We start from the raw sequence: 23,437 nt of genomic DNA on the forward strand, positions 1-23,437 counted from the left end.
CCTGTTTTTCTCTTTCTTAATCATAGTGTTGGTTGATAGCCTACCAGAACTGGCAATAATTATTGCTTCCACAATACGTATCTCCAGGACCTAAAAATTCACAATAACAGTCTGAATTTCTCCAGCACCATCCATTATTAAACCCTCCTTGAATTTTTTCTTGCTCCTTCTTGCTTAGTGCATTACCTAAAGCTGAAATGTTTTTTAACATAGTATAAAGTATTTATGGTTAATTTTCTAAAAAGGTAGGATTTGATACCGATAAAAAAAACAAACAACACCCTATTTCAGATAATTTAAGGCACTACTTAGATGCTGAAAATTAATGTTTTACAAAACAAATCACACTAGTAACAGTGAAGAGTTCTCTTTCGCGAAAGCATACTCAGCCTCTACTATTATTTCTAAATAATGAATAGTAATTCGTAATGATTTTTCATCTTCAGGTATGTATTTCTATCAAATTACACAGGAGGGTATGATTGTAGACACTCAAAATTTTATAGTGAAATAACCGCTATTCGTTATAGGTAAATATTCTAGGTACGCTTTCGCGAAAGCGTATGATGCCTTATCTTTAGAGCAAAACAACTATATGCGCACTTTATTACTCTTTCTTTTGTGTCCATTTTTTGCTGTGGCGCAATCAAATACAGAAGTGTATCTCTTTACGATTACTCCTAGTGAGAATACGATAACACTTACCAATCAGCAAAATATCTCTAACAATGATGGTTACGATAACCAACCTTCTTTTTATAATGATAATCAAGTCATATTCGCAAGTACTCGTAATGGTCAAACCGATATTGCTAGTTATAATATAAGAGACAAAAAAGTAGCTTGGATCAATGATACAGGTTTTGGAAGTGAGTACTCCCCTACTAAAATCCCAAACCAAAAAGCCATTTCGTCCATTCGATTAGATACAACAGGCTTACAACGTTTATATCGCTACGATTTCAAAACAGGCAAACACAAAGAAGTAGTGAAAGATTTAGTAATTGGGTATCATACCTGGTACTCTGAAGACATTCTTATCTCATCTGTCCTAGCCGATGGTGGTCTAGATCTTGTCGTTTCTAACCTAAAAGAAGGTACAAACTATACACAACAAAAGAAGATTGGTCGTTCCTTACATAAAATTCCAAACTCCAACCTGATTAGTTATGTGAGTAAAGAAAATGAGAAATGGGAAATAAAATCTTTAAACCCTATTACAGGAGCAACACAAAAAATTATTGAAACAGTTCCAGAAGCAGAAGATATGTGCTGGCTTATTAACGGAACTATTCTGATGCCAAAAGGAAATATCATCTACGCTTTTAACCCTAAAACAGATACAAGATGGCGCATGCTCACTAGTTTTCAAGATCCCAACTTATATAATATTACAAGAGTTGCTACAAACCCAACATCATCAATGCTAGCGATTGTTTCTGATATTTCTCCAGAAGTCATTGTTCAAAAACAACTAGACGCTTATAATGCAAGAGATATTGATGCATTTTTAGCAACGTATACTAACAATATTCAGCTTTTTGATTTTCCTGATAAAAAAACGAATGAAGGAAAAGAAGAACTCCGCAAAATATTTGATGCATTCTTTAAAAGAACACCAGATTTACATGCCGAAATAAAAAATAGAATTGTCATCGGTAATAAGGTAATTGATCAAGAGTATATTACTGCCAATGGCAATAACTTTAGTGCCGTTGCGATTTACGAAATACAAAACGGTAAAATTTCTAAAGTAACTTTTATTAGATAACCCCTATATATGAAAAACATTTATATCCTAGTATTGATGGTGACTATACTTATAAGCTGTAAGTTAGATAAAGAAGCACCAAAAGAAGAAGTATTTTTACCTAAAACGGACCATCAACTCAGACAAGTAACGAAAGCTATTATTACGCCTTCCATTGATGGTATTGCAGATGATCCAGCTTGGGAAAATGTTCCTTGGAATGCACTAGATCAACGATGGCTAGGTGATGAATATAGTAAAGAAGACTTCTCAGGACGTTATAAACTTACATGGACACCAGAAGCTTTATATCTTATTGCAGAAATAGAAGATGATACTATATATGATCAACATGAAGATCCTCTTACCTTATGGTGGGATGATGACTGCTTAGAAATATTTGTAGATGCCGATAATTCTGGTGGAAGACATCAGTTTACACACAATGCATTTGCTTATCATGTTGCACTTGATGGTAATGTGGTAGATATTGCTCCGGGAGAAGTACCTACCTTATACAATAGTCATGTCAATTCTGCCCGAAAAGTAAACGGCACCATGACTATATGGGAATGTGAAATCTTTGTATATGAAGATACCTATGTAGATCACACAGCAAATGAAGCAAAAATACTAGCCCCTAACCAAAAAATAGGGTTTGCACTCGCCTATTGTGATAATGATGCAAGCGAACAACGCGAGAATTTTATAGGCTCAGTGCCTGTTGAAGGCGAAGATAAAAATAGAGGATGGATAGATGCAGGTATTTTTGGAACCATCCAACTCACAGAAAAAGTGACCGAATAATTCTTAAAATTTTGTTACAAAACTCATAAATACCTCTCTAACGCTTATTTTAGAGAGGTATTTTATTATAAACTCATCACCATGCAACACAAACCAATAACCCGCCTAAAAACGACCCTTTCATTTACTTTTCTATTTTTCCTTATCACATCTTTTACACTAACTGCACAAACAGATACACGTATCTATGATATTATTGATGCAGTGTCTGCCGATAGAATTAAAAACGATGTAAAGACCCTAGCAGATTTCGGAACACGTCATACGCTAAGTGATACGGTATCACAAACTCGAGGAATTGGTGCTGCTCGTAGATGGATTAAAAGTCAGTTTGAAGCAACTTCTAAAGATTGTAATGGTTGTTTAGATGTTTTTTACCAAAAAGACCTTGTTGAAAAAGGACGTAATGGTCGTATTGTAAAAGATGTAGAAGTTGTAAATGTAGTAGCGATACAACGTGGTACAAAATATCCCAACCGCTATATCATTATGAGTGGAGACATCGATAGTCGTGTTTCAGATCCAACAGATTATACTTCAGACTCACCAGGAGCCAATGATAATGCCAGCGGAATGGCAGGAACGATTGAAGCAGCACGCGTACTTTCAAAATACAAATTTGAAAATAGTATTATTTATGTAGGACTTTCAGGAGAAGAACAAGGGTTATTTGGTGGTCAAGGTTTGGCCGCTTTCGCGAAAGCAAATAATTGGGACATCATCGGTATCTTAAACAATGATATGATCGGAAACATTACTGGAGTAGACGGTGTGATAGATAATAGAAGCTTCCGAATCTTTTCAGAACCAGTACCTCCTACCGAAACAGAAAGACAACGTCGTGCGCGTCGTTTTTACGGCGGTGAAGTTGACGGAATCTCACGCCAATTAGCTCGTTATATTCATAAAAATGTAAAAACATATATGCCAGAAATGAATCCTATGATGATTTATCGTCTAGATCGTTTTGGACGTGGTGGACATCACCGTCCTTTTAACGATGCTGGTTATGCAGGAATACGCATCATGGAAGCGCACGAAAATTACACACAACAACACCAAGATATTCGTACAGAAAATGGTATCAATTATGGAGATACTTTTGAGCACGTAAACTTTGATTATGCAGCAAAACTTACAGCTGTAAATGCTATTAATCTTGCAAGCATTGCATGGGCTCCGCCATCTCCAGAAACGGTAGGTATAGGAGGTATTGTACAACCAAGTGCCAAATTTGAATGGAGTGCTGTAGAGGGTGCTGTTGCTTATAAGATTTACTGGAGAGATACCACCTCTCCTACTTGGGATAATGCACGTCTCGTAGGAAATGTAACGTCTTATACACTAGAAGGTATCGTAGTAGATAATTTCTTTTTTGGAGTGGCTGCAATCGGAAAAGATGGGCATGAAAGTCTAGTGGCTTTTCCAAATACAATTGTAAGAAATTAAAATCTCAAATTCCAAAAAAAACAAATCTCAAAATAAAATGTCTAAACCCTATAATTTAGAAGAAAGAACATTTTTATTTGCAAAAAATGTAAGAGATTTAATCTATAAAATACCAAGCAGTTTAGCAAATACTGAAGATGGAAAACAGGTAATTAGATCATCAGGGTCTGTAGCTGCAAATTATATTGAAGCTAATGAACACCTAAGTGGAAAAGACTTTGATTATAGAATTAAAATTTGTCGTAAAGAAGCAAAAGAAAGTCATTTATGGTTAAATTTATTAAATACACCTCATAACAAAAATTATAAAGAGATTTTAAATCAATTAACAAATGAGGCGGAAGAATTAAAGAAAATATTTTCTTCTATTGTTCAAAAACGAAAAAAATTACAATAATCCTTTATTTTTTTGAGATTCGTTTTTTTGTGATTTGTGATTTTTAAAACTAAATATAAGAGCACTCTAATGAAATACATCATCATTTTATTCTTATGCATATCTACTAGTGCATTTAGCCAGAAATTTACTAGAGAAGATACTATACGTGGATCCATCACTCCAGAACGAGCATGGTGGGATTTAAATCATTATGACTTATCGGTAGATGTTGATCCCGATACGCAACTCATCTTAGGAACAAATAAAGTCACCTATACGGTACTTGAAGAAGGTATGGATGAATTACAGATAGATTTACAAGTCCCAATGGAACTTACCGCTATCACTCAAGATGGAATTCCCTTACATGTACGTCATGATGGAGATGCACATTTTATAACATTAAAAAAGAAACAAGAAAAAGGAGCTGTTAACTCATTAGTTCTTGGTTTTGAGGGGCAACCTCGTAAAGCTAAAAATGCTCCTTGGGATGGAGGTTTCTCATGGAAGAAAGATGCAAAAGGACGTCCTTTTATAGCAACTTCAAATCAAGGAATTGGAGCTAGTGTATGGTGGCCCAATAAAGATCATAATTATGATGAGGTAGATAGCCTTGACATGCATGTAACAGTCCCTAAGGACTTGGTAGATGTCTCGAATGGTAGGCTTGTTGGAATTGACTCAACGGCATCTACCAAAACCTATCACTGGACCGTAAAGAATCCAATTAATAGTTATGGTGTTAATCTAAATATTGGGAAATACACACATTTCAAAGAAGTCTATCAAGGAGAAAATGGGCCGTTAGATATGGATTATTGGGTGATTGAAGGAAATGAAGAAAAAGCTAAAGAACAATTTAAACAAGCGCCTATGATGATGGAAGCTTTTGAACATTGGTTTGGCCCCTATCCATTTTATGAAGATAGTTATAAACTAGTAGAAGCTCCTTATTTAGGAATGGAACATCAAAGCTCTGTTACCTATGGTAACAAGTATCAAAATGGCTACTTAGGACGTGATTTATCTAGAACAGATTGGGGATTAAAATTTGATTTCATTATCATACATGAATCTGGTCATGAATGGTTTGCAAATAATATCACTTCAAAAGATGTTGCCGATATGTGGATACATGAAAGCTTTACTAACTATTCGGAGAGTTTGTATTTAGATTATCATTTTGGAAAACAAGCTGCTTCAGAATATGTCATCGGTACTCGAAAAAATATTCAAAATGACAAACCTATTATTGGCACCTATGATGTACGAAAAACTGGAAGTGGTTCAGATATGTATTACAAAGGCGGTAATATGCTACATATGCTCAGAACATTGGTAGAAGATGATGAGCAATGGCGCGCTGCATTACGAGGGTTAAATACTAAATTCTGCCATCAAACAGTAACAACAAAACAGGTGGAAAACTATCTTAGTGTAACATTAAAAAAAGATTTAAATGCTTTCTTTAATCAGTACTTACGTACTACGAAAATCCCCGTGCTAGAATATCAAAAAAACCGTAATAAGATCACCTTTAGGTATACCAATGTGGTGAATGGCTTTGATATGCCTATTCAAATGGTTATTAATGGTGAAAAAGAATGGATATACCCTTCTAAACAATGGCGTACCTATAAAGCTAATGGTAAAATCAAAAACTTAAAAATAGCAGATGATTTTTACGTAGAGTTACGTAAAATAAATCCTTAAGATCAACCCAAAAAATGTAATCCTGTGAAAATTTATTTCCCACAGTGGCAAGGCGCCGGTATAGGTGAAGGAATAGAAGCTGGTGCTAAGACAGTTTTAGACTATTTAGACAATCCAGAATTTATTGCGATACCATTATCTACAGTTCCTGCTGGAGCTAATGGAGTACAAAAACATCAAATCAATAATTACGATGCAATTACAGAACAATTAGCCCGATTTAAAAAACAACTTGAACAAAAACAACCCAAAACACTACAAACCATTGGTGGTGATTGTGGTTTGGAAATAGTGCCTGTCTCCTATCTCAATCAAAAATACCCGAACCTTGGTGTTATTTGGTTTGATGCGCATGCAGATATTAATAAGCCTTGTGACTCGGCCAGTTGTAACTTTCATGGCATGCCTTTACGTACCCTTTTAGGAGAAGGTGAACCTGCAATGAATACGTTGCTTTCAAGTACGATTGAACAACATCAAATACACTATGTAGGGCTACGTGATATTGATGCTACTGAGAAAATACGATTAGATGCGGGAAACATATATCATCCCAAAAAATTAAATATTCAGGAGTTACTGGATACGCTTTCGCGAAAGCGTATAACACATCTTTACCTTCATTTTGATTTTGATTGTTTAGAACCCACTGATTATGATAAGACTTATTACCGTGTACCAGATGGTGTGACTATCAAAGAATCTATTGCTTGTATAGAGGCGTTACAATCTCATTTTACAATCGTTGGAAGTAGTGTTTTAGAATCTACTACTTTATCACAAGATGAGCTGCAACCTATCACACCTATTATAAATTTATTAATGAAGTAATTGTAAGATTATAGCTATGAAAAATACACTACTACTTCTATCCATACTCCTGTCCCTAATGATAGCTGGTTGCTCAGATACTAAACACAAAAATGAAGTTATAAAACCTAAAAACGAAGTCTTAGTATTAGGAGCTATTCATGGAGGTCATACAACAGACTCAGTATACAATACTGCGTATCTGGATAAATTGATTCGAGAAATAAATCCTGACTTTATTTTAGCTGAGATTCCACCAGATCGTATGCAAGCAGCCATAGAAGGTTTTAAGAGAGATGATAGCATTTCAGAACCTCGTGTCATGCGGTTTCCTGAGTATGTAGATGTGGTATTTCCACTCACAAAGGAGCTTGATTTTGAGATCATTCCTACTGCAGGTTGGACACGTCCTATGGCTCAGGAACGAAGTGCAAAATTAAGGGCCATTAGTAAAGATTCTAGCCGTGTAGAAGATTGGACGGCATATAGGGCTGCAAACAAAAAATCGGATTCATTATATAAAGCTACTGGTAAAGTAAATGATCCCTATTTTATTCATACAGACGAATATGACGAGATTCAAGATGTTGCATTACAGACCTATAATCGCCTATTTAATGTAGAGTTAGGTCTTGGAGGTTGGGACAACATAAATATTGCTCATTATTGGAATATTGAAAAAGCATTAGAAAAACACCGTTATAAAGGCAAACGGTTTTTAATCATTTATGGAGCTGGTCACAAAGGATGGTTCTTACGAGAACTTAGAAAAAGAGATGATATTCATTTGTTAGAAATGAAGCCTTTTCTAGATGCTGTCAATTAAAAATAAGATTCAAAACCCCATTTACAATAGCATTACCAAAATTGGTAGATCCATTTGGATTGAAAGAATCAATCTTAGAAATTCGAAATTGATTTTCTAATAAAATAGAAGAACTTGTATACTCATACTTCTCTTTGTAACGAATATAAGTGTCATTAAGACCCGTAACACGATTAAAACGAGAAAATGAGTTGACCCCATCTATATTGGGCAGTCTATTAAAACGAAATGAAAAATTAATATCCATGTTTTGAACTCTTTTAGTTTGTATAAAAAAGTTACTAGCATCTATATCCAAAATACCATTAATAGTAGGTGTTTGTACTTGAGCTTGAAGCATCGTACCCGAAAGGAATAAAAACAGGAATAAAAATCTAAATTGCATATAAATTAGTTATTTAAGTATACTTAAAGATACTAAAAACTGTAAAAACAATCTATGAAAGCATTAGTATATGAAAGTTTCCAAGCGCCATTACGCATTCAGCAGGTACCTGACCCTACTCCTTCTTCTGACGGTGTTGTGATTAAAGTAGCTGCTACAGGGCTTTGTAGAAGTGATTGGCACGGATGGATGGGACATGATCCAGATATCCAGCTTCCGCATATTCCTGGGCATGAATTAGCTGGTACCATTGAAGCAATGGGTAAAAACGTGCGCGGTTTTTCAGTTGGTGACCGTGTAACCATGCCTTTTGTTTGTGGATGTGGAAGTTGCTCACAATGTATCTCCGGAAATCATCAAGTATGTGATACACAGTCACAGCCTGGTTTTACACATTGGGGTTCCTTTGCAGAATATACAACCATCGATTATGCATCAACAAATCTTGTAAAACTCCCAGAAGAAATTAGCAATGAAACCGCAGCTACTCTAGGCTGTCGTTTTATCACCTCTTTTAGAGCAGTAGTAGATCAAGGGAAAGTACAAGGAGGGCAATATGTGGCAATTCACGGCTGTGGAGGTGTCGGGCTTTCTGCTATCATGATTGCACGTGCATTAGGAGCACAAGTCATTGCGATAGATATTAGTGAAGCTTCGTTAGCTTTCGCGAAAGCGGTTGGAGCAACATACACTATTAATGCGCATCAATCTCCCGATGTCGTATCACATATCAAAGACCTATCACAAGGAGGCGCCCATGTATCTATAGATGCGTTAGGAAGTGCTGTGACCTGTTTTAATTCGATTTCTTGTTTACGAAAACGCGGAAAACACATCCAAGTCGGTCTTATGACAGGAGATCATAAACACCAAAAAGTCCCTATGGATCGTATACTTTCGGATGAACTCGAGATTATAGGAAGTCATGGCATGCAAGCACATCGCTATCCAGAAATGCTGGCTATGATAAAAAATGGACAGTTACATCCTGAAATGCTTATAGAAAAAACAATCTCACTAGAAGATGCGATTACGGAGCTTCCCGCTATGGATCAATTTAAAAATAAAGGAGTACTCGTTATTGATACTTTTTAAAAATTACGACTATGAAAACATTATATGCATTATTTGTTACTTGTATACTTTGCATTTCCTGTGCACAACCACAAAAATCAGTATCTCCAACAGCCACTGTAATTACTGATATTACTATTATTGATGTAGTTTCAGGAAAAGGACTTCCTTCACAACATGTGGTTATTGATTCGGGTAAAATAAAAAAGATCACTGCCCAAATGGAAGATCTTACGTCATACTCAACAATTATTGACGGAAAGGGAAAATATCTTATCCCTGGACTTGCAGAGATGCATGCACATATTCCCCCTCCTAGTTCAAGTCCTGAACACATTGAAGAGACCTTATTTTTATATCTGTCTAATGGTATTACGACCATACGTGGTATGCTAGGGCATTCTGAACATTTACGCTTACGCGAAAGAGCACAAAGCGGTGATCTTTTGAGTCCGCGTATCTATACTGCAAGTCCGTCATTGAATGGAAATTCAGTAAAAACAAAACAAGAAGCTATAGATAAGGTGACTGCTTATCAAAAGGAAGGTTTTGATTTTTTAAAGATCCATCCTGGTATTCAGCGAGAGGTGTTTGATCAAGTAGTTACGACAGCAAATGAGGTAGGAATCCCTTTTGCAGGACATGTGCCAGTAGATGTGGGTGTTCGTCATGCTATTCAAAGTAACTACGCCGCAATTGACCATGTAGATGGATTTCTAGAAGGACTGGTTCCTGAAAGTGCACAGGTAAGCCCAGAAGACAATGGCTTTTTTGGCTACAACTTTACACCATTAGCTGATCTTACGAAGATAAACGAACTGGTTACGCTTTCGCGAAAGCATAACATATGGATTGTCCCAACGCAAAGTCTATATGAACGTTGGTTTGCTCCTATCACTGCCGATGTATTACTGAAAGAACCAGAAATGAAATATATGCCCGCTTCTACGCTAGCTAATTGGAAAAAACGTAAAGGGCAATATACTTCTAACAATCCAAATTTTAATGAACCACAGTGGAAACAGTTTAATAGTATACGCAGGCAGTTAATAAAAGCATTACAAGATGATGGGCATGGTATTTTATTAGGTTCTGATGCGCCGCAACTCTTTAATGTACCTGGTTTTTCCATACATCACGAGATTGCTGGAATGACAAAAGCAGGATTAACTCCTTTACAAATCTTACAAGCAGGCACTATCAATCCAGCAACATTCTTTTCTGCAGAAGATGAATATGGTCTTGTTAAAGAAGGTTTAAGCGCAGATCTTGTAATTGTAACTAATAATCCTCTAGAAGATGCAAAACACCTTAAAAACATCGCTGGAGTATTTGTAAAAGGACACTGGCTATCTAAGGAAACTATTGATAAACGATTAAGTGAGATTGCAAAAGTGAGAGCTGAGAAGTAATGAATATCGTAACATTTAGTTTTAACAAACCATACAATTAATAGTATTTCTTTTTAGAAAGAAATCTGACTTCCTCATTTTATTAAGCCTATCTTCACTAAAAAATAATGACGGTAGCGCAAAAAGTAGCATTGGTAGAACGTCTTTTTTATCAATTAGAGCAAGAGAGCGCTCAGTTTCAACAAGCATCGGGAATTCATTGTGTCTCTGGTTGTGGGAAATGTTGTACATCTCCACATATAGAAGCCTCTCCTTTGGAGTTTTTACCATGGGCATTTCATTTATTTTTAGAAGGAGAGGCAGAAAAAACACTCCAACAACTTACTAAAAACAACACTAATACATGTCTCATTTACAAACCTTTAACTGTGATTGATCAAGGTCGTTGTAGTGATTATAAATACCGTGGGTTAATATGTAGATTATTTGGATTTGCCGCTACTACCGATAAGTATGGTAATTTGAGACTAGCAACGTGTAAAATTATCAAAGAAGGACAAGCAAATAATTACAAATCTACGAGTGAAGCAATAACAAAAGGATTGTATATACCTGTATTTACCGAATATTATATGCGATTAAATCAAATAGATTTTTATTTAGGAAAGATTATACTACCTGTAAATAAAGCCCTTAAAAGGGCTTTAGAAGAAGTGTTACACTATTATGCATACAGACCTTCTCCTGATGCAGATAAAAAATGTGGTTAATATAAAAGCAAGAAATACTGGGGTTGAAAATTGAATCTTTTCAATATTACGAATACGATAGTGTTCGTATACCTAATTTAATTCTATCTTTATGCATAGTACACCAAATTAGGGTTAAAATATAGCGTTGTCAAAATGCTTAAACATATGAATAGAAATATAAACTTAGCCGTACTTATAGATGGTGATAATATTCCATCTGCGCATGTAAAGGAAATGATGGAAGAAATTGCAAAGTATGGAAATCCAACAATTAAAAGAATTTATGGTGATTGGACCAAACCCAATCTAACCAAATGGAAAAACTTATTGTTAGAAAATGCTATTACGCCTATCCAACAATATGGATATACGACTGGTAAAAACGCCACTGACTCTGCGATGATTATAGATGCTATGGACATTCTATACAGTAACAAAGTAAATGGGTTTTGTTTGGTCTCAAGTGATAGTGATTTCACTCGATTAGCTACAAGATTACGAGAAGCTGGTATGCAAGTCATTGGTATTGGAGAAAAGAAAACTCCAAATCCTTTTATTGTTGCTTGTGATAAGTTTGTATATATAGAAGTTCTAAAAAACCAAGCTGAACAGAAAAATGATGACGATAAAAATGCAGATAAAACCAATGTAGATAAGATAACCAGAAAAGAGATTAACCTCATTAAAAGTACGATTTCAGATCTTTCTGATGATGATGGTTGGGCTTTCCTAGGTGATGTAGGAAGTTTATTGCAAAAAAAACAACCAAACTTTGATTCTAGAAATTATGGATTTGATAAACTTACGCCATTAATAAGGTCTATCGGTAATTTTGAATTAGAACGAAGAGAAAACCCTAAAAGCAAGCATAAATTGATTTTTGTGAAGAATAAAGAAAAACATACTACAAAATCGAAAAAATGAGATTCACATACCTAATCGCAATGATCTTATTATTTTCTTTTACAGCAAAAAAAAATCAAGATGAGCGTTGCTATCCAGATAAAGGAATAAAAAAAGCGAAAATCACTGCAACATATAAACACAGTACTGAAGAGGTAAGTTATCTAGAAATAAAATTCGATAAAAGTGGCAGGGTTATACGTACTAAAGAAAATGGAGATGAGCGTATTGTGAATCGTGAATACAAGAATCACAAATTAGTGCGAATCATCACTAAAAATAAACTAAAAGATTTTTATACCGTAGGAGAAAATCCTAAGAATAAGAAAGCCGTTATCGACACGGCTCTTGTATTACAATATGACGAATCCGGACGTCCTATAAAAATGACTGGAGCTGATAACACTACCCTACTACTTCACTATGAAGGTTGCGACATAGAGCTACATACACTACTATATAAAAACGGAGATACCATACAGCAATATCAAATAACAGCTAAAAATGGTGTACTTGCAGAAACTATTTGGACTCCATTTACCCCTACAAAATCATCTAGAACATCTAAATATTATGATTACGAGTTCAATAAGAGGGGGCATTGGATAAAAAGAAGCTATCACCATCAAGACGGAGGGGTCATTATTGAAAATAGAAAATTGAAGTATTATTAATCTATCTGATGTAATAATTTGTAACAATTTAGTTTTCTTCCACACTTACATTAAGCAACATCATTAACCATCACTTTTGAAAAACACTAACAGCATTGTATTTTTTAATTTTAACACAAAACTTGATGACGCAGTTATCAATCAATTATCCAAATTAAAACCTGCTGGCACTCAACTACTTTTAGATACTAAGGCAAATCTCATTGAACTTTTAAAATTAACGCTATTTGACTTAACTTTAAAACAAGTACTTATCATCAAAAAGGTTTTAAAGCGAGCTCATGCTAGAGATCCACATCTAAGAGAATACGTAATTGTCGAGACAGGTAAAAACTTCGCTACATATAGTCCAAGTGGTTTTGAAAACTACTTCACAAAGAGAATCGATGAGGATACTTATTTCCAATTAAAAGTATACATAAGAGAGATCTATAAAGAAATAACATCTGAGTACAAGTATAAAAAGGAAATTATTAAAGATTTAAAACTTAATGACTATTTTAAAAATAGTTTTTTTTCTATTATTTTTTCTATTGTTTCTACTAATAAAAAAGGAAAAAAATTAAAACTTGATATTACTGAACACCTTCTTGAAGTAGATAAAAATATTGGTTACTTGATTGAAAATAAACCTGATGATGCTTTAAAACTTATAGTATTCTTAAAAGGAAACATTTTTCTATTAAAGAATTTAAAATTTGAGCTTTTAGAAAAATTAAAAGTAACTTCAATGTCATCTACAGAGAACCATAAAGAGTTAGTAGATGATTGGTTTTGGATTGATTTTATGACTGATCCAGATTTATCATTCTCAGATCTACTATCTGACATCTCTGAGATGTTTGATTCTATCGATGATTATTTTAGTATAGATAGTGGCGCTGATTGGGATGTAGATGTTGATATCGATTTTTAAAATAAAACTTACTAATAGTACAAACCATAACAAATAGATACATGAAAAAAACACTTATTATAGCCATCTTCTCATTTATTAGTCTACAACTATTTGCACAAGACAAATATTTACGAAGTGTCACAGAGACACAAGAACTATCTAAGGAAGTCGTTGCCTTGTTTAAAGAAAATAAAATTTCTGAATCCTTTGAAAAATTAGCCCCATACTGGCCATTACCTCAAAATGAGATTGAATCTTTAGAAGAGAAAACCATAAAATATTTAAACATTATTAAAGACCGATTTGGTAAACCTATTGGAACATTAAAAGTAAAGGATGAAATTATTGCAGATATTGCGATTAGAGAAACCTATTTAGTGCGATATGAAAATACGGCTATACGTATCATATTTACATACTATCAAAACGATTATGGCTGGGTGATCAATGCATTCAAATGGGATGATTCCTTTACGGAAGAGTTTGAAGTAAAACATTAAAAATCATCTAGACATTAGCGGGATATAAATACATTTAAAATGTGTAATTTACACCTACTAGTATTGATCAAAGAATAACGTATATGCCCGCTGGATATTCAAGAACACCTTTAGGAAAGAAATTAGGGATTAAAGAAGGCTATCACATACTTCTTTATAATCACCCAAAGCACTATTTTCATCTATTTGAAGACTTCCCTGAAAACATTACTATCCTGGATGAAATAGTACCAGAGAGTGTAGATTTTATTCATGTTTTCTGTACAACTATGGATGAATTAAAACGCATTAGTGAAGTGCATAAAAGCGCACTAAAGAGAAATGGTCTTTTATGGGTAAGTTGGCCAAAAGGGGCTTCAAAAATTAAAACAGATTTAAAAAGAGAACCTATCCGAGAACATCTATTAAACATAGGTCTTGTAGATATAAAAGTTGCTGCTATAGATCAGGATTGGAGCGGACTCAAGTTTGTATATAGACGTAAGGATAGGTAATACCATATTAGATATGAATATAATTCATTTGCCTGACCATTTTAACTCAGAAATCAAACTGCCATTCTATTTGGTAGACTATCAGACTTCTGAAGAATCTCTTAAACAGATGGTATCGCTAAAACTTAATACTTTTAGTTTTTTACAAGAAGGGTATAAAGAGGTGTTTTCAGATAGGAATACAATCACAATTGAAAACTCTAATTTCTTATTGATGAAGTCTGGACATTGTTTAATGACAGAAAAATTAGCAAATACCTTTGATTCCTATAGAAGTATTTTGTTTTTCTTTTCAAATGAATCGTTAGTACACTTTATTCAAAAACACAAAATACCTACCCCAAAAACAATAAATACATCATCTATTCATTCTTTTGAATATGATACTTTTTTACAAACATTTGTTAGCAGTTTAATACATATCAATACATTAAATCCTAAGATTCAACTCCAATTATTATCTGCGAAATTTGAAGAGCTTATGTTGTATTTAAAAGAGACCAGAGGTAATGACTTCATTTTTTCTCTTATGAATACTATTGATAGTAAACAGCAACACTTCATAGAAATAGTGGAATCAAATAAGCTTAACAAACTTACTCTAAAAGAGCTTTCTTTTTTATCAAACATGAGCATTTCTTCTTTCAAAAGAGAATTTACAAAACACTTTAATAGCTCTCCTAGCAAGTGGTTTCAAGAAAAAAGATTAGAACAAGCTGCACTTTTATTAAAAGATACAGCAAATAGACCTTCAGATATATTTGAAGAGATCGGATATGAGAGTTTATCAAATTTCATTCAAGCTTTTAAAACAAAATTTGGGGTGACACCAAAACAATATCAAATAAATTGAGCTTTTACCAATACTTTTTGAGCTAAATAAGACACTACTAAAACTTCTTCTCGTGATAGATTTGCATTGTAATTAAAACACAAATCTTATGAAAAGCACACATCTTATTTTAGGAATCTTATTAGCAATCTCTACTACGCTATTTGGGCAAAACACCTTTACCTTATCAAGTAATACTATAGGTGGAGAAGCAACTACTCAAGAAGAGTTTAATGGTTTTGGATGTACTGGAAAAAACCAATCTCCTCAGTTATCTTGGAAAAATGCTCCAGAGGGCACAAAGAGCTTTGCAGTCACTATGTATGATCCAGATGCTCCAACGGGCAGTGGATGGTGGCATTGGGTTGTATTTGACATCCCTTCATCAACAACACAATTAGTTACAGATGCAGGAAATATAAAGCTCAATTTAACTCCAGAAGGAACGATACAAAGTATCACAGATTATGGAGCTATGGGATATGGAGGACCATGCCCACCAGAAGGACATGGCTTACATCAATACATCATTACTGTATATGCATTAAAAACAGAATCATTAGGTTTAAATGAAAAAACAAATCCCGCTGTAGTTGGTTATTATTTATGGAATAACACTCTTGCAAAAGCAAGTATTGTATCCTATTACAAAAGAGAGAAATAGCATCTAAAACAATTTTCAATAGCGTAGTATTCAAGCCTTAGAATACTACGCTATTGTAATTTAGTAATACTTATTTGCAATCATACGCTTTCGCGAAATCGAACTTGTGAGATTCACGACTATAAGGAGAGCGAAGCGATAAAGCGTATACATCATATTTCATATCTTTATACAATGCACATTAAAAAAAGATATACAGCCTTTCAAATGGCTGTCTGGACTCGATTTGAAACCTCACTATTTTTATTCATTATTGTAGCTTGGGTAACTGCTTATTTTTTTCTTGATATTTCATGGTTAAAAATACCCTGGACACCACTAGCCCTTATAGGTACTGCAGTTGCATTTGTGATAGGATTCCAAAATAATGCTGCTTATGGTCGTATTTGGGAAGCTCGTAAAATATGGGGAGGTATTGTAAATACTTCTAGAACATTTGGAATGTATGTTCAAGATATGATCACCAATGAGCATGCAAAAACGCCTATAAAAGATGAAGAACTTACCAAAGAAATCAAAGCGCTTACCTACAGGCATATTGCGTGGATGACCGCATTACGACATGCCATGCGAGCATCAAAACCTTGGGAAACCACAGCAAAACATAAGACAAATCGAGAATGGGGTATGCTACCTCCCGAAAGTGATATTAGCGTAGAAGAAGATATAAAACCCTACATATCAGAAAGCGACCATGAATATGCAATGAGTAAAAACAATAAGCAAACTGCTTTATTGTATTTACAATCTCACCATTTAAAAACTCTCAAAGAAAAAGGTATTATCTGGGAGTTTGCCTTTTTACAACTAGAAGGTGTTTTAGAAGAACTTTTAACACTGCAAGGTAAAAGTGAACGTATCAAAAACTTTCCGTATCCAAGACATTTTGCTACTCTTAACCATTTCTTTATGTGGATTTTTGTTTTACTATTACCATTGGCTTTAGTACCTCAATTTGCTGAAATAGGCATGGAGATTTCTAATCAAAATTCACTGATAGGAACCTATTTTATATGGCTTACCATTCCCTTTTATGTTATTGTAGCATGGATTTTTCATACCATGGAACGTATAGGAAGAACTGGAGAAAACCCCTTTGAAGGGACAGCAAATGATGTTCCTATTTCGACAATTGCAAGGGGAATAGAAATTGATTTGAGACAAAATCTTGGAGAATCTCTAGATGAGATTCCTGAACAATTTCCAGTAAAACATGACACACAGTTTTAAAATAAAGAATGTATAATCCTAGTCAAACATATACTCGAAACATTGAGTGCATTATGAAAAAAGTAATGCACATACTTCCTATTATACTATGCATACTATGTATAGCTTGTAAAGAGACGACCTCTAAAGTCATAGAAAAAAAGGAAAGTACTAGAGCAACTGCATTAGATAGTATGGATTTGGCACATTCAAAAAGTGTATGGCGGGCAGGAGATAACATCACAAATGCATATGTATATGATAGCCTACTATATTTAGATGCCAATATTAAAAAAGACCATAGAATATATGGATATGCGCAACCGGACACCTTATCTAAACGGTTATTTCTTTTATCAGTTTTCACCAATGATGTGCAGAACAATCCTTTTAATCTTGATTTAGGAGCCTATTATGAGTTAGAGGAAAACACACAGCTTCGTATAAAATATCAGAATCATAATGAACATTTTGTAGAGACTATTGCAACCGACAGTCTAGGTGAAAAAACAACCTTATATTTTGAAAAGAAATGGGTAGATCTAGAAGATCAAAACAATTCTTTAGATGATGAATTACGAGAATTTGGACGTATTGAAAAGGTAGAAGATGGTAGTTATCCATTTTTTATAGTTACCGCCAAATTTATAAGCAGTAAAGCCAACGTACATTTCAATCTAAACATAGAAGCAATTCCTATGAATATTGAAGAATTAAACAGTCTCGTAGGTGATTATGCAACAATTTATTATACATCTACCTTAGAAAATAATTTACAAGATTTACATGTCTCTGGAACATCGTTATTTGGAACACACACACCAGCATATGACGAGAATTGGCTTCAAATAACAGGTGTTTTACAAGGAGCAGCTACAATAACTTCTGGGGATATTCCTAGTACTATTTCAATTGTAAGCGAAGATGGTACAACCCTAAACTTCAAACTATTTATAGATGAAGATACCGTCAAGGCAAATGGTAAAACGGTAAATGCATTTTACAATATTAATGCTGTAAATACAATTACTAACATAGTACCTGTAGCCAAATAATTTTTGTTACTACCAAGTAGTAACTCTCCTAGCCTGTGATTAGTTTATCTAATGTCTCCCGAACTTGATCGCTATTCCAATCGGCGGCGCCTTTTTCTTTGATGACAATTTTTCCTGTTTTATCAATTATATAATTGGTAGGAATACTACGTTCATATAACTGTTCTGGTGTTTCCATTTGTGGTAAGACTGCTGGTATATTAAGCTGTTTACGTTCTAAAAAACGTTTTACTTTATCGGGCTCTTCATTTGTGATTAATACAAAGTCTACTTTATTTCCATAATCTGCATACAACTTTTCGATACTCGGTAACTCTGCTATACATGGTGGACACCAAGTGGCCCAATAGCTTATAAACGTTACTTTGCCCTGCCCTATTTTAGCATCTCGAGAAAGACCATCGATAGATGTCACTTTATAGGTAAAAGGTTCTAATTGCGTTTGGTCTGCTTTCGCGAAAGCGGAAGGAGAAAAAATCTGAACTTTCAATTTATTAATAGCAACCTGAATAGGCGTTCTTGTTTGCGGAATAATAAGCAATGCAATGACAACTAGAAAGAGGATGTTTTTTATACTGAGTTTTTTCTTTTTCATACTATGTAGATTCTATATACCAAGATACATATTAATCGGTTTGTTTTAAACGAATCTCTTTTCCATTAAAATCAAGTGTATCTACCGATTTTAGTTCGTTTAGAATCGTATTAAGTGTAGGTCTAGATGTTCCTATTAACGTTGCAATATCTTTCTGTGTATACGGATGATTTATAACAGTATCTCCTGTTTCTGGACAACAATACCCATAATCGTCTTCAAGTTCTTTAATAAACTCTAAAACCCGTGTTTTTGTGTCTTTAAAAAGTAATACTTCTAAACGCCTTTCAAGTTTTTTGAATCGAATACCTAAAAACTTATACATTTTAAGACTAAAGGATTCATTATCTCTCATTAAGTCTTGCATCGTTTCTACAGAAACTGGGCAAATAGATGTATTATGATCTAATGATTGAGCAAATTCTGTACGGTTTTCAACACCTAGAATGGCCTTTTCGCCAAAGAGTTCTCCTTTGGTTAAGATAGCTTTAATAACTTCTTCACCATTTTCACCGTAATAGCCTAGCTTTACTTTTCCTTTTTCAATAAGATAAACCTTATTTGCATTATCGTCTTCTGAGTAGATGTAATCTCTTTTTTTATATTGAGAGAATTTATGAGATTTTTTAAAGCGTTTAAATTTATGTGGGCAGAGTAACCCAAAAACATTTACATCTTCAAGAAACCAAGTTTTTTTCATGTGTGGGGAGCAGTTTTACGTTAGGTCGATGTGTTTGGTAAATTCTTACAAAAAAAAAGAGCTATCCTCACGGATAGCTCTTTTATAAGTCTATTTATAATGAATTATGCTGCGTTTTCCTTTTTGATAAGGTTTAAAGCACTTCCCTCATTATACCAATCTATTTGTGATTGATTGTATGTATGATTCACTTTGATAGTATCTGCACTTCCATCTGCATGCACAACTTCAATTGTAAGTTGTTTTTCTGGAGCAAATTCATGTAAATCTACAAAGTTGAATGTATCATCTTCTTGAATTAAATCATAATCTGCTTCGTTTGCAAATGTAAGTCCAAGCATTCCTTGTTTCTTAAGGTTTGTCTCATGAATACGTGCAAAACTCTTTACAATTACTGCAGCAACTCCTAAATGACGTGGTTGCATTGCTGCATGCTCGCGAGAAGATCCTTCTCCGTAGTTATGATCTCCTACAACTACTGTTTTGATTCCTGCGGCTTTATAAGCACGCTGTGTATCTGGCACACCACCATATTCATCTGTAAGTTGATTCTTTACAAAGTTTGTTTTCTTGTTATATGCATTTACAGCACCGATTAGAGTATTATTTGCAATATTATCTAAGTGACCTCTAAAACGTAACCATGGTCCTGCCATAGAGATATGGTCTGTAGTACATTTACCAAATGCTTTTATTAATAGTTTTGCACCTGTGATAGTATCTCCTAAAGGCACAAATGGTGTTAATAATTGTAAACGTTCTGATGTCTCATTTACAACGACATTAATCTTACTTCCATCTTCTTCTGGAGCTAAGTATCCGTTATCTTTTACGTCAAATCCTTTTGGAGGTAATTCCCATCCTGTAGGTTCATCAAACATTACTTCTTGACCTTCTTCATTAATTAATGAATCAGTAAGCGGATTAAAGTCTAAACGTCCTGCAATAGCAATAGCTGCTGTTAATTCTGGTGAAGCAACAAAGGCGTGTGTATTAGGGTTTCCATCTGCACGCTTAGCAAAGTTTCTATTAAAAGAATGTACGATACTATTTTTTGGTGCATTTTTAGGATCATTATAACGAGCCCATTGTCCTATACAAGGACCACATGCATTAGTGAAAATTCTAGCATCTAAGTTTTCAAATACTTCTAAGATACCATCTCTTTCTGCTGTGTAACGCACTTGTTCAGAACCTGGATTAATTCCCAGTTCTGCTTTCATTTTTAATCCTTTATCTAATGCCTGTTGTGCAATAGAAGAAGCTCTTGATAAATCTTCATAAGAAGAGTTTGTACAAGACCCTATTAATCCCCATTCTACTTGTAGTGGCCATTCATTTGCAGTTGCCTTTTCGGTCATTTCTGGTCCTACACTAGTAGATAAATCTGGAGTAAATGGTCCGTTTAATAAAGGGCCTAATTCAGAAAGGTTAATTTCAATTACTTGATCAAAATATTGTTCTGGATTTGCGTATACTTCTGGATCGGCAGTAAGATGTTCTTTTACTTGGTTTGCAGCTTCCGCCACATCTGCTCTTTCAGTAGCTTTAAGGTAACGCTCCATAGACTCATCATATCCAAATGTAGATGTAGTTGCGCCTATTTCTGCTCCCATGTTACAGATAGTTCCTTTACCTGTACAAGACATTGCAGTGGCTCCTGGTCCAAAGTATTCTACAACAGCTCCCGTTCCTCCTTTTACAGTAAGGATTTCAGCTACTTTAAGGATTACATCTTTTGGTGCTGTCCATCCGCTTAATTTTCCAGTAAGTTTTACACCAATTAGTTTTGGAAATTTAAGTTCCCAAGCCATTCCTGCCATAACATCTACAGCATCTGCTCCTCCTACTCCAATAGCAATCATTCCTAATCCTCCAGCGTTTACTGTATGAGAATCTGTTCCGATCATCATTCCTCCAGGAAATGCATAGTTTTCTAAAACTACTTGATGAATAATCCCTGCTCCTGGTTTCCAGAAACCGATTCCATATTTATTAGATACAGATTCTAAGAAGTTAAATACTTCACTACTTACATCATTTGCATGTTTTAAATCTGTTGCTGCTCCTTCTTTTGCTTGGATTAGGTGGTCACAATGTACTGTTGTAGGTACTGCTACTTTATCCTTACCTGCTTGCATAAACTGTAATAAAGCCATTTGTGCTGTAGCATCTTGACAAGCGATTCTATCAGGAGCAAAATCTACATAATTTTTTCCTCTCGTAAAGGCCTTGGTTGGTTTGCCTTCCCATAAATGAGAGTATAAAATCTTTTCAGAAAGTGTTAATGGTCTTCCTACAAGATCACGAGCCGTATCTACACGCTCGGCCATTCTTGCGTAGACTTCCTTGATCATATCAATATCAAATGCCATATGCTTTTTGGTGTATTAAGTTATTTTCAGGTTACTAAGTGTTGTTTTCAGTCTCGCGAAATTACGAAATCAAAGCGACAAAGACAACAGTATATATGACGACTCTCACAATAAAACCCTACAGATTATTTGGGAAAAATAGACTACTATTTATACGATAATCACAAAAACAGCTAGGAAAAATTATGGATTTTATAATCTAAGGTCCTATTTATACGTGTGCGACTGTATACGCTTTCGCGAAAGCGTATATATAAAGTACCCAATTTGTATCAAAAAAGCGTTAAAAAAGACTTTTTATAATATCTTCAATACTCAATCCTTCGGCTTCAGCTTTGTAATTTTTGATCAATCTGTGGCGTAAAATACCAGTAGCAACCGCTTGCACATCTTCTATATCTGGAGAATACTTTCCGTTTACAGCAGCATGGGTTTTTGCTCCAAGAATAAGGTTTTGTGAAGCCCTAGGTCCAGCTCCCCAATCTATATAATCATTTACAATTTGTGCAGCTGATTCGGTTTTAGGTCTTGTTTTACTTACTAGTTGTACAGCGTATTCTATCACATTATCTGCTACAGGAATACGGCGTATTAACTGCTGGAAGTTTATAATCTCCTGATCAGAGAAGAGCGAATTTACAGTAGGTTTATGATCTGATGTCGTTGCTTTGACAACATCTACTTCTTCTTGAAAAGAAGGGTAATCAAGGTTTATAGCAAACATAAAACGGTCTAATTGAGCTTCGGGTAAAGGGTATGTTCCTTCTTGCTCAATGGGGTTTTGTGTTGCTAGCACAAAATAAGGTAAACTTAATGGATACCTATTTCCAGCTACGGTAACAATGCGTTCTTGCATAGCTTCAAGTAGTGCCGCTTGTGTCTTTGGTGGTGTACGGTTGATCTCGTCTGCTAAAATGATATTAGAAAAAACAGGTCCTTTAATAAACTTAAATTGGCGTGATTCATCTAAAATCTCAGAACCTAAAATATCACTAGGCATTAAATCGGGTGTAAACTGAATACGTTTAAAATCCAATCCTAATGCAGTGGCAATCGTATTTACCATTAAGGTTTTTGCAAGTCCGGGTACTCCTATCAACAAGGCGTGACCTCCAGAAAATATAGATAGAAGAATTTCATCTATCACTTTTTCTTGTCCTACAATTACTTTTGCAATTTCTGCTTTTAGTTGTTTATGTTTTTCTACTAATTGATTTATAGCAGCTACGTCTGACATATGT

At 34.5% G+C, this 23,437-nt stretch carries 25 protein-coding genes; 19 read left to right on the top strand and 6 right to left on the bottom strand.

Translation table 11 applies throughout. From position 1 onward, the window contains the following. Positions 1–40: 40 nt before the first annotated feature. Complete coding sequence (locus CHB80_RS24605; protein WP_179218118.1) at positions 41–211, bottom strand: hypothetical protein; 171 nt, start codon at positions 209–211, stop codon at positions 41–43. Positions 212–595: 384 nt separating this feature from the next. Between CHB80_RS24605 and CHB80_RS24875 the strand changes: the two genes are divergently transcribed. From CHB80_RS24875 to CHB80_RS08485, 7 genes are all read left to right on the top strand, one after another. After that, positions 596–1,771: a nuclear transport factor 2 family protein gene (locus CHB80_RS24875; RefSeq protein WP_218823083.1), complete on the top strand. Its 1,176-nt coding sequence runs from the start codon at positions 596–598 to the stop codon at positions 1,769–1,771. Positions 1,772–1,780: 9 nt separating this feature from the next. After that, positions 1,781–2,557 (top strand): sugar-binding protein, encoded by a 777-nt coding sequence (locus tag CHB80_RS08460; RefSeq protein WP_089371014.1) that lies wholly within the window; start codon positions 1,781–1,783, stop codon positions 2,555–2,557. 81 nt (positions 2,558–2,638) lie between these two features. Further along, positions 2,639–4,006: a M28 family peptidase gene (locus tag CHB80_RS08465; protein WP_089371015.1), complete on the top strand. Its 1,368-nt coding sequence runs from the start codon at positions 2,639–2,641 to the stop codon at positions 4,004–4,006. Between the two features lie 37 nt (positions 4,007–4,043). Then, positions 4,044–4,403, top strand: coding sequence for a four helix bundle protein (locus CHB80_RS08470; RefSeq protein WP_089371016.1), 360 nt, complete (start codon positions 4,044–4,046; stop codon positions 4,401–4,403). 69 nt (positions 4,404–4,472) lie between these two features. Beyond that, a complete protein-coding gene (locus tag CHB80_RS08475; RefSeq protein ID WP_089371017.1) occupies positions 4,473–6,098 on the top strand; it encodes a M1 family metallopeptidase in 1,626 nt (541 codons plus the stop codon). A gap of 24 nt (positions 6,099–6,122) precedes the next feature. Continuing rightward, complete coding sequence (locus tag CHB80_RS08480) at positions 6,123–6,929, top strand: arginase family protein (RefSeq protein WP_089371018.1); 807 nt, start codon at positions 6,123–6,125, stop codon at positions 6,927–6,929. A 16-nt stretch (positions 6,930–6,945) separates the two neighbouring features. Continuing rightward, positions 6,946–7,734 carry a hypothetical protein gene (locus CHB80_RS08485; protein ID WP_143337080.1) on the top strand — a complete coding sequence of 263 codons (789 nt, stop codon included), beginning with the start codon at positions 6,946–6,948 and terminating at the stop codon, positions 7,732–7,734. Here the strand turns inward: CHB80_RS08485 and CHB80_RS08490 are convergent. Next, complete coding sequence (locus CHB80_RS08490) at positions 7,727–8,119, bottom strand: hypothetical protein (RefSeq protein WP_089371020.1); 393 nt, start codon at positions 8,117–8,119, stop codon at positions 7,727–7,729. The genes CHB80_RS08485 and CHB80_RS08490 overlap by 8 nt on opposite strands. Positions 8,120–8,173: 54 nt before the next feature. Between CHB80_RS08490 and CHB80_RS08495 the strand changes: the two genes are divergently transcribed. The 12 genes from CHB80_RS08495 to CHB80_RS08550 all read left to right on the top strand — a co-directional run bounded on the left by CHB80_RS08495 (position 8,174) and on the right by CHB80_RS08550 (position 18,526). Continuing rightward, a complete protein-coding gene (locus CHB80_RS08495) occupies positions 8,174–9,214 on the top strand; it encodes a zinc-dependent alcohol dehydrogenase family protein (RefSeq protein WP_089371021.1) in 1,041 nt (346 codons plus the stop codon). Between the two features lie 11 nt (positions 9,215–9,225). Then, a complete protein-coding gene (locus CHB80_RS08500) occupies positions 9,226–10,605 on the top strand; it encodes an amidohydrolase family protein (RefSeq protein ID WP_089371022.1) in 1,380 nt (459 codons plus the stop codon). 107 nt (positions 10,606–10,712) lie between these two features. Further along, on the top strand, positions 10,713–11,315 hold the full coding sequence (locus CHB80_RS08505) for a YkgJ family cysteine cluster protein (RefSeq protein ID WP_089371023.1): 603 nt from the start codon (positions 10,713–10,715) through the stop codon (positions 11,313–11,315). Positions 11,316–11,462: 147 nt separating this feature from the next. Continuing rightward, positions 11,463–12,221 carry an NYN domain-containing protein gene (locus CHB80_RS08510; protein WP_089371326.1) on the top strand — a complete coding sequence of 253 codons (759 nt, stop codon included), beginning with the start codon at positions 11,463–11,465 and terminating at the stop codon, positions 12,219–12,221. After that, positions 12,218–12,874, top strand: coding sequence for a hypothetical protein (locus tag CHB80_RS08515; protein WP_089371024.1), 657 nt, complete (start codon positions 12,218–12,220; stop codon positions 12,872–12,874). The genes CHB80_RS08510 and CHB80_RS08515 overlap by 4 nt, the downstream gene beginning before the upstream one ends. Before the next feature lie 76 nt (positions 12,875–12,950). Then, positions 12,951–13,790: a hypothetical protein gene (locus tag CHB80_RS08520; RefSeq protein WP_089371025.1), complete on the top strand. Its 840-nt coding sequence runs from the start codon at positions 12,951–12,953 to the stop codon at positions 13,788–13,790. A gap of 41 nt (positions 13,791–13,831) precedes the next feature. Then, positions 13,832–14,272 (top strand): hypothetical protein, encoded by a 441-nt coding sequence (locus CHB80_RS08525; RefSeq protein WP_089371026.1) that lies wholly within the window; start codon positions 13,832–13,834, stop codon positions 14,270–14,272. 83 nt (positions 14,273–14,355) lie between these two features. Further along, entirely contained in the window at positions 14,356–14,766 is a 411-nt protein-coding gene (locus tag CHB80_RS08530; protein ID WP_089371027.1) for a DUF3052 domain-containing protein, read from the top strand. Between the two features lie 13 nt (positions 14,767–14,779). Further along, the gene (locus CHB80_RS08535) at positions 14,780–15,619 is read left to right on the top strand and encodes a helix-turn-helix transcriptional regulator (RefSeq protein ID WP_089371028.1); all 840 of its coding nucleotides are present in this window, start codon (positions 14,780–14,782) and stop codon (positions 15,617–15,619) included. 88 nt (positions 15,620–15,707) lie between these two features. Beyond that, positions 15,708–16,262, top strand: a complete 555-nt coding sequence (locus CHB80_RS08540) for a YbhB/YbcL family Raf kinase inhibitor-like protein (protein WP_089371029.1) — start codon at positions 15,708–15,710, stop codon at positions 16,260–16,262. Between the two features lie 174 nt (positions 16,263–16,436). Then, a complete protein-coding gene (locus tag CHB80_RS08545) occupies positions 16,437–17,492 on the top strand; it encodes a bestrophin family protein (protein ID WP_229746859.1) in 1,056 nt (351 codons plus the stop codon). 53 nt (positions 17,493–17,545) lie between these two features. Next, on the top strand, positions 17,546–18,526 hold the full coding sequence (locus tag CHB80_RS08550; RefSeq protein WP_089371030.1) for a hypothetical protein: 981 nt from the start codon (positions 17,546–17,548) through the stop codon (positions 18,524–18,526). A 28-nt stretch (positions 18,527–18,554) separates the two neighbouring features. Here CHB80_RS08550 and CHB80_RS08555 read toward each other — a convergent pair whose 3' ends face one another. From CHB80_RS08555 to CHB80_RS08570, 4 genes are all read right to left on the bottom strand, one after another. After that, positions 18,555–19,121, bottom strand: coding sequence for a TlpA family protein disulfide reductase (locus tag CHB80_RS08555; protein WP_089371031.1), 567 nt, complete (start codon positions 19,119–19,121; stop codon positions 18,555–18,557). Positions 19,122–19,152: 31 nt separating this feature from the next. Then, on the bottom strand, positions 19,153–19,821 hold the full coding sequence (locus CHB80_RS08560) for a Crp/Fnr family transcriptional regulator (protein ID WP_089371032.1): 669 nt from the start codon (positions 19,819–19,821) through the stop codon (positions 19,153–19,155). Between the two features lie 104 nt (positions 19,822–19,925). Further along, positions 19,926–22,196 (bottom strand): aconitate hydratase, encoded by a 2,271-nt coding sequence (locus tag CHB80_RS08565; protein WP_089371033.1) that lies wholly within the window; start codon positions 22,194–22,196, stop codon positions 19,926–19,928. Between the two features lie 283 nt (positions 22,197–22,479). Continuing rightward, positions 22,480–23,433, bottom strand: a complete 954-nt coding sequence (locus CHB80_RS08570) for an AAA family ATPase (RefSeq protein ID WP_089371034.1) — start codon at positions 23,431–23,433, stop codon at positions 22,480–22,482. Between the last annotated feature and the right edge of the window lie 4 nt (positions 23,434–23,437).

Source organism: Dokdonia pacifica (assembly GCF_900188275.1).
GTDB classification, from domain to species: domain Bacteria; phylum Bacteroidota; class Bacteroidia; order Flavobacteriales; family Flavobacteriaceae; genus Dokdonia; species Dokdonia pacifica.

Excerpts from the sequence above, each read along its gene's own strand:
- CHB80_RS24605 (WP_179218118.1), bottom strand. The coding sequence starts at position 211 with ATGTTAAAAAACATTTCAGCTTTAGGTAATGCACTAAGCAAGAAGGAG.
- CHB80_RS24875 (WP_218823083.1), top strand. The coding sequence starts at position 596 with ATGCGCACTTTATTACTCTTTCTTTTGTGTCCATTTTTTGCTGTGGCG.
- CHB80_RS08460 (WP_089371014.1), top strand. The coding sequence starts at position 1,781 with ATGAAAAACATTTATATCCTAGTATTGATGGTGACTATACTTATAAGC.
- CHB80_RS08465 (WP_089371015.1), top strand. The coding sequence starts at position 2,639 with ATGCAACACAAACCAATAACCCGCCTAAAAACGACCCTTTCATTTACT.
- CHB80_RS08470 (WP_089371016.1), top strand. The coding sequence starts at position 4,044 with ATGTCTAAACCCTATAATTTAGAAGAAAGAACATTTTTATTTGCAAAA.
- CHB80_RS08475 (WP_089371017.1), top strand. The coding sequence starts at position 4,473 with ATGAAATACATCATCATTTTATTCTTATGCATATCTACTAGTGCATTT.
- CHB80_RS08485 (WP_143337080.1), top strand. The coding sequence starts at position 6,946 with ATGAAAAATACACTACTACTTCTATCCATACTCCTGTCCCTAATGATA.
- CHB80_RS08490 (WP_089371020.1), bottom strand. The coding sequence starts at position 8,119 with ATGCAATTTAGATTTTTATTCCTGTTTTTATTCCTTTCGGGTACGATG.
- CHB80_RS08495 (WP_089371021.1), top strand. The coding sequence starts at position 8,174 with ATGAAAGCATTAGTATATGAAAGTTTCCAAGCGCCATTACGCATTCAG.
- CHB80_RS08500 (WP_089371022.1), top strand. The coding sequence starts at position 9,226 with ATGAAAACATTATATGCATTATTTGTTACTTGTATACTTTGCATTTCC.
- CHB80_RS08505 (WP_089371023.1), top strand. The coding sequence starts at position 10,713 with ATGACGGTAGCGCAAAAAGTAGCATTGGTAGAACGTCTTTTTTATCAA.
- CHB80_RS08510 (WP_089371326.1), top strand. The coding sequence starts at position 11,463 with ATGAATAGAAATATAAACTTAGCCGTACTTATAGATGGTGATAATATT.
- CHB80_RS08515 (WP_089371024.1), top strand. The coding sequence starts at position 12,218 with ATGAGATTCACATACCTAATCGCAATGATCTTATTATTTTCTTTTACA.
- CHB80_RS08525 (WP_089371026.1), top strand. The coding sequence starts at position 13,832 with ATGAAAAAAACACTTATTATAGCCATCTTCTCATTTATTAGTCTACAA.
- CHB80_RS08530 (WP_089371027.1), top strand. The coding sequence starts at position 14,356 with ATGCCCGCTGGATATTCAAGAACACCTTTAGGAAAGAAATTAGGGATT.
- CHB80_RS08535 (WP_089371028.1), top strand. The coding sequence starts at position 14,780 with ATGAATATAATTCATTTGCCTGACCATTTTAACTCAGAAATCAAACTG.
- CHB80_RS08540 (WP_089371029.1), top strand. The coding sequence starts at position 15,708 with ATGAAAAGCACACATCTTATTTTAGGAATCTTATTAGCAATCTCTACT.
- CHB80_RS08545 (WP_229746859.1), top strand. The coding sequence starts at position 16,437 with ATGCACATTAAAAAAAGATATACAGCCTTTCAAATGGCTGTCTGGACT.
- CHB80_RS08550 (WP_089371030.1), top strand. The coding sequence starts at position 17,546 with ATGAAAAAAGTAATGCACATACTTCCTATTATACTATGCATACTATGT.
- CHB80_RS08555 (WP_089371031.1), bottom strand. The coding sequence starts at position 19,121 with ATGAAAAAGAAAAAACTCAGTATAAAAAACATCCTCTTTCTAGTTGTC.
- CHB80_RS08560 (WP_089371032.1), bottom strand. The coding sequence starts at position 19,821 with ATGAAAAAAACTTGGTTTCTTGAAGATGTAAATGTTTTTGGGTTACTC.
- CHB80_RS08565 (WP_089371033.1), bottom strand. The coding sequence starts at position 22,196 with ATGGCATTTGATATTGATATGATCAAGGAAGTCTACGCAAGAATGGCC.
- CHB80_RS08570 (WP_089371034.1), bottom strand. The coding sequence starts at position 23,433 with ATGTCAGACGTAGCTGCTATAAATCAATTAGTAGAAAAACATAAACAA.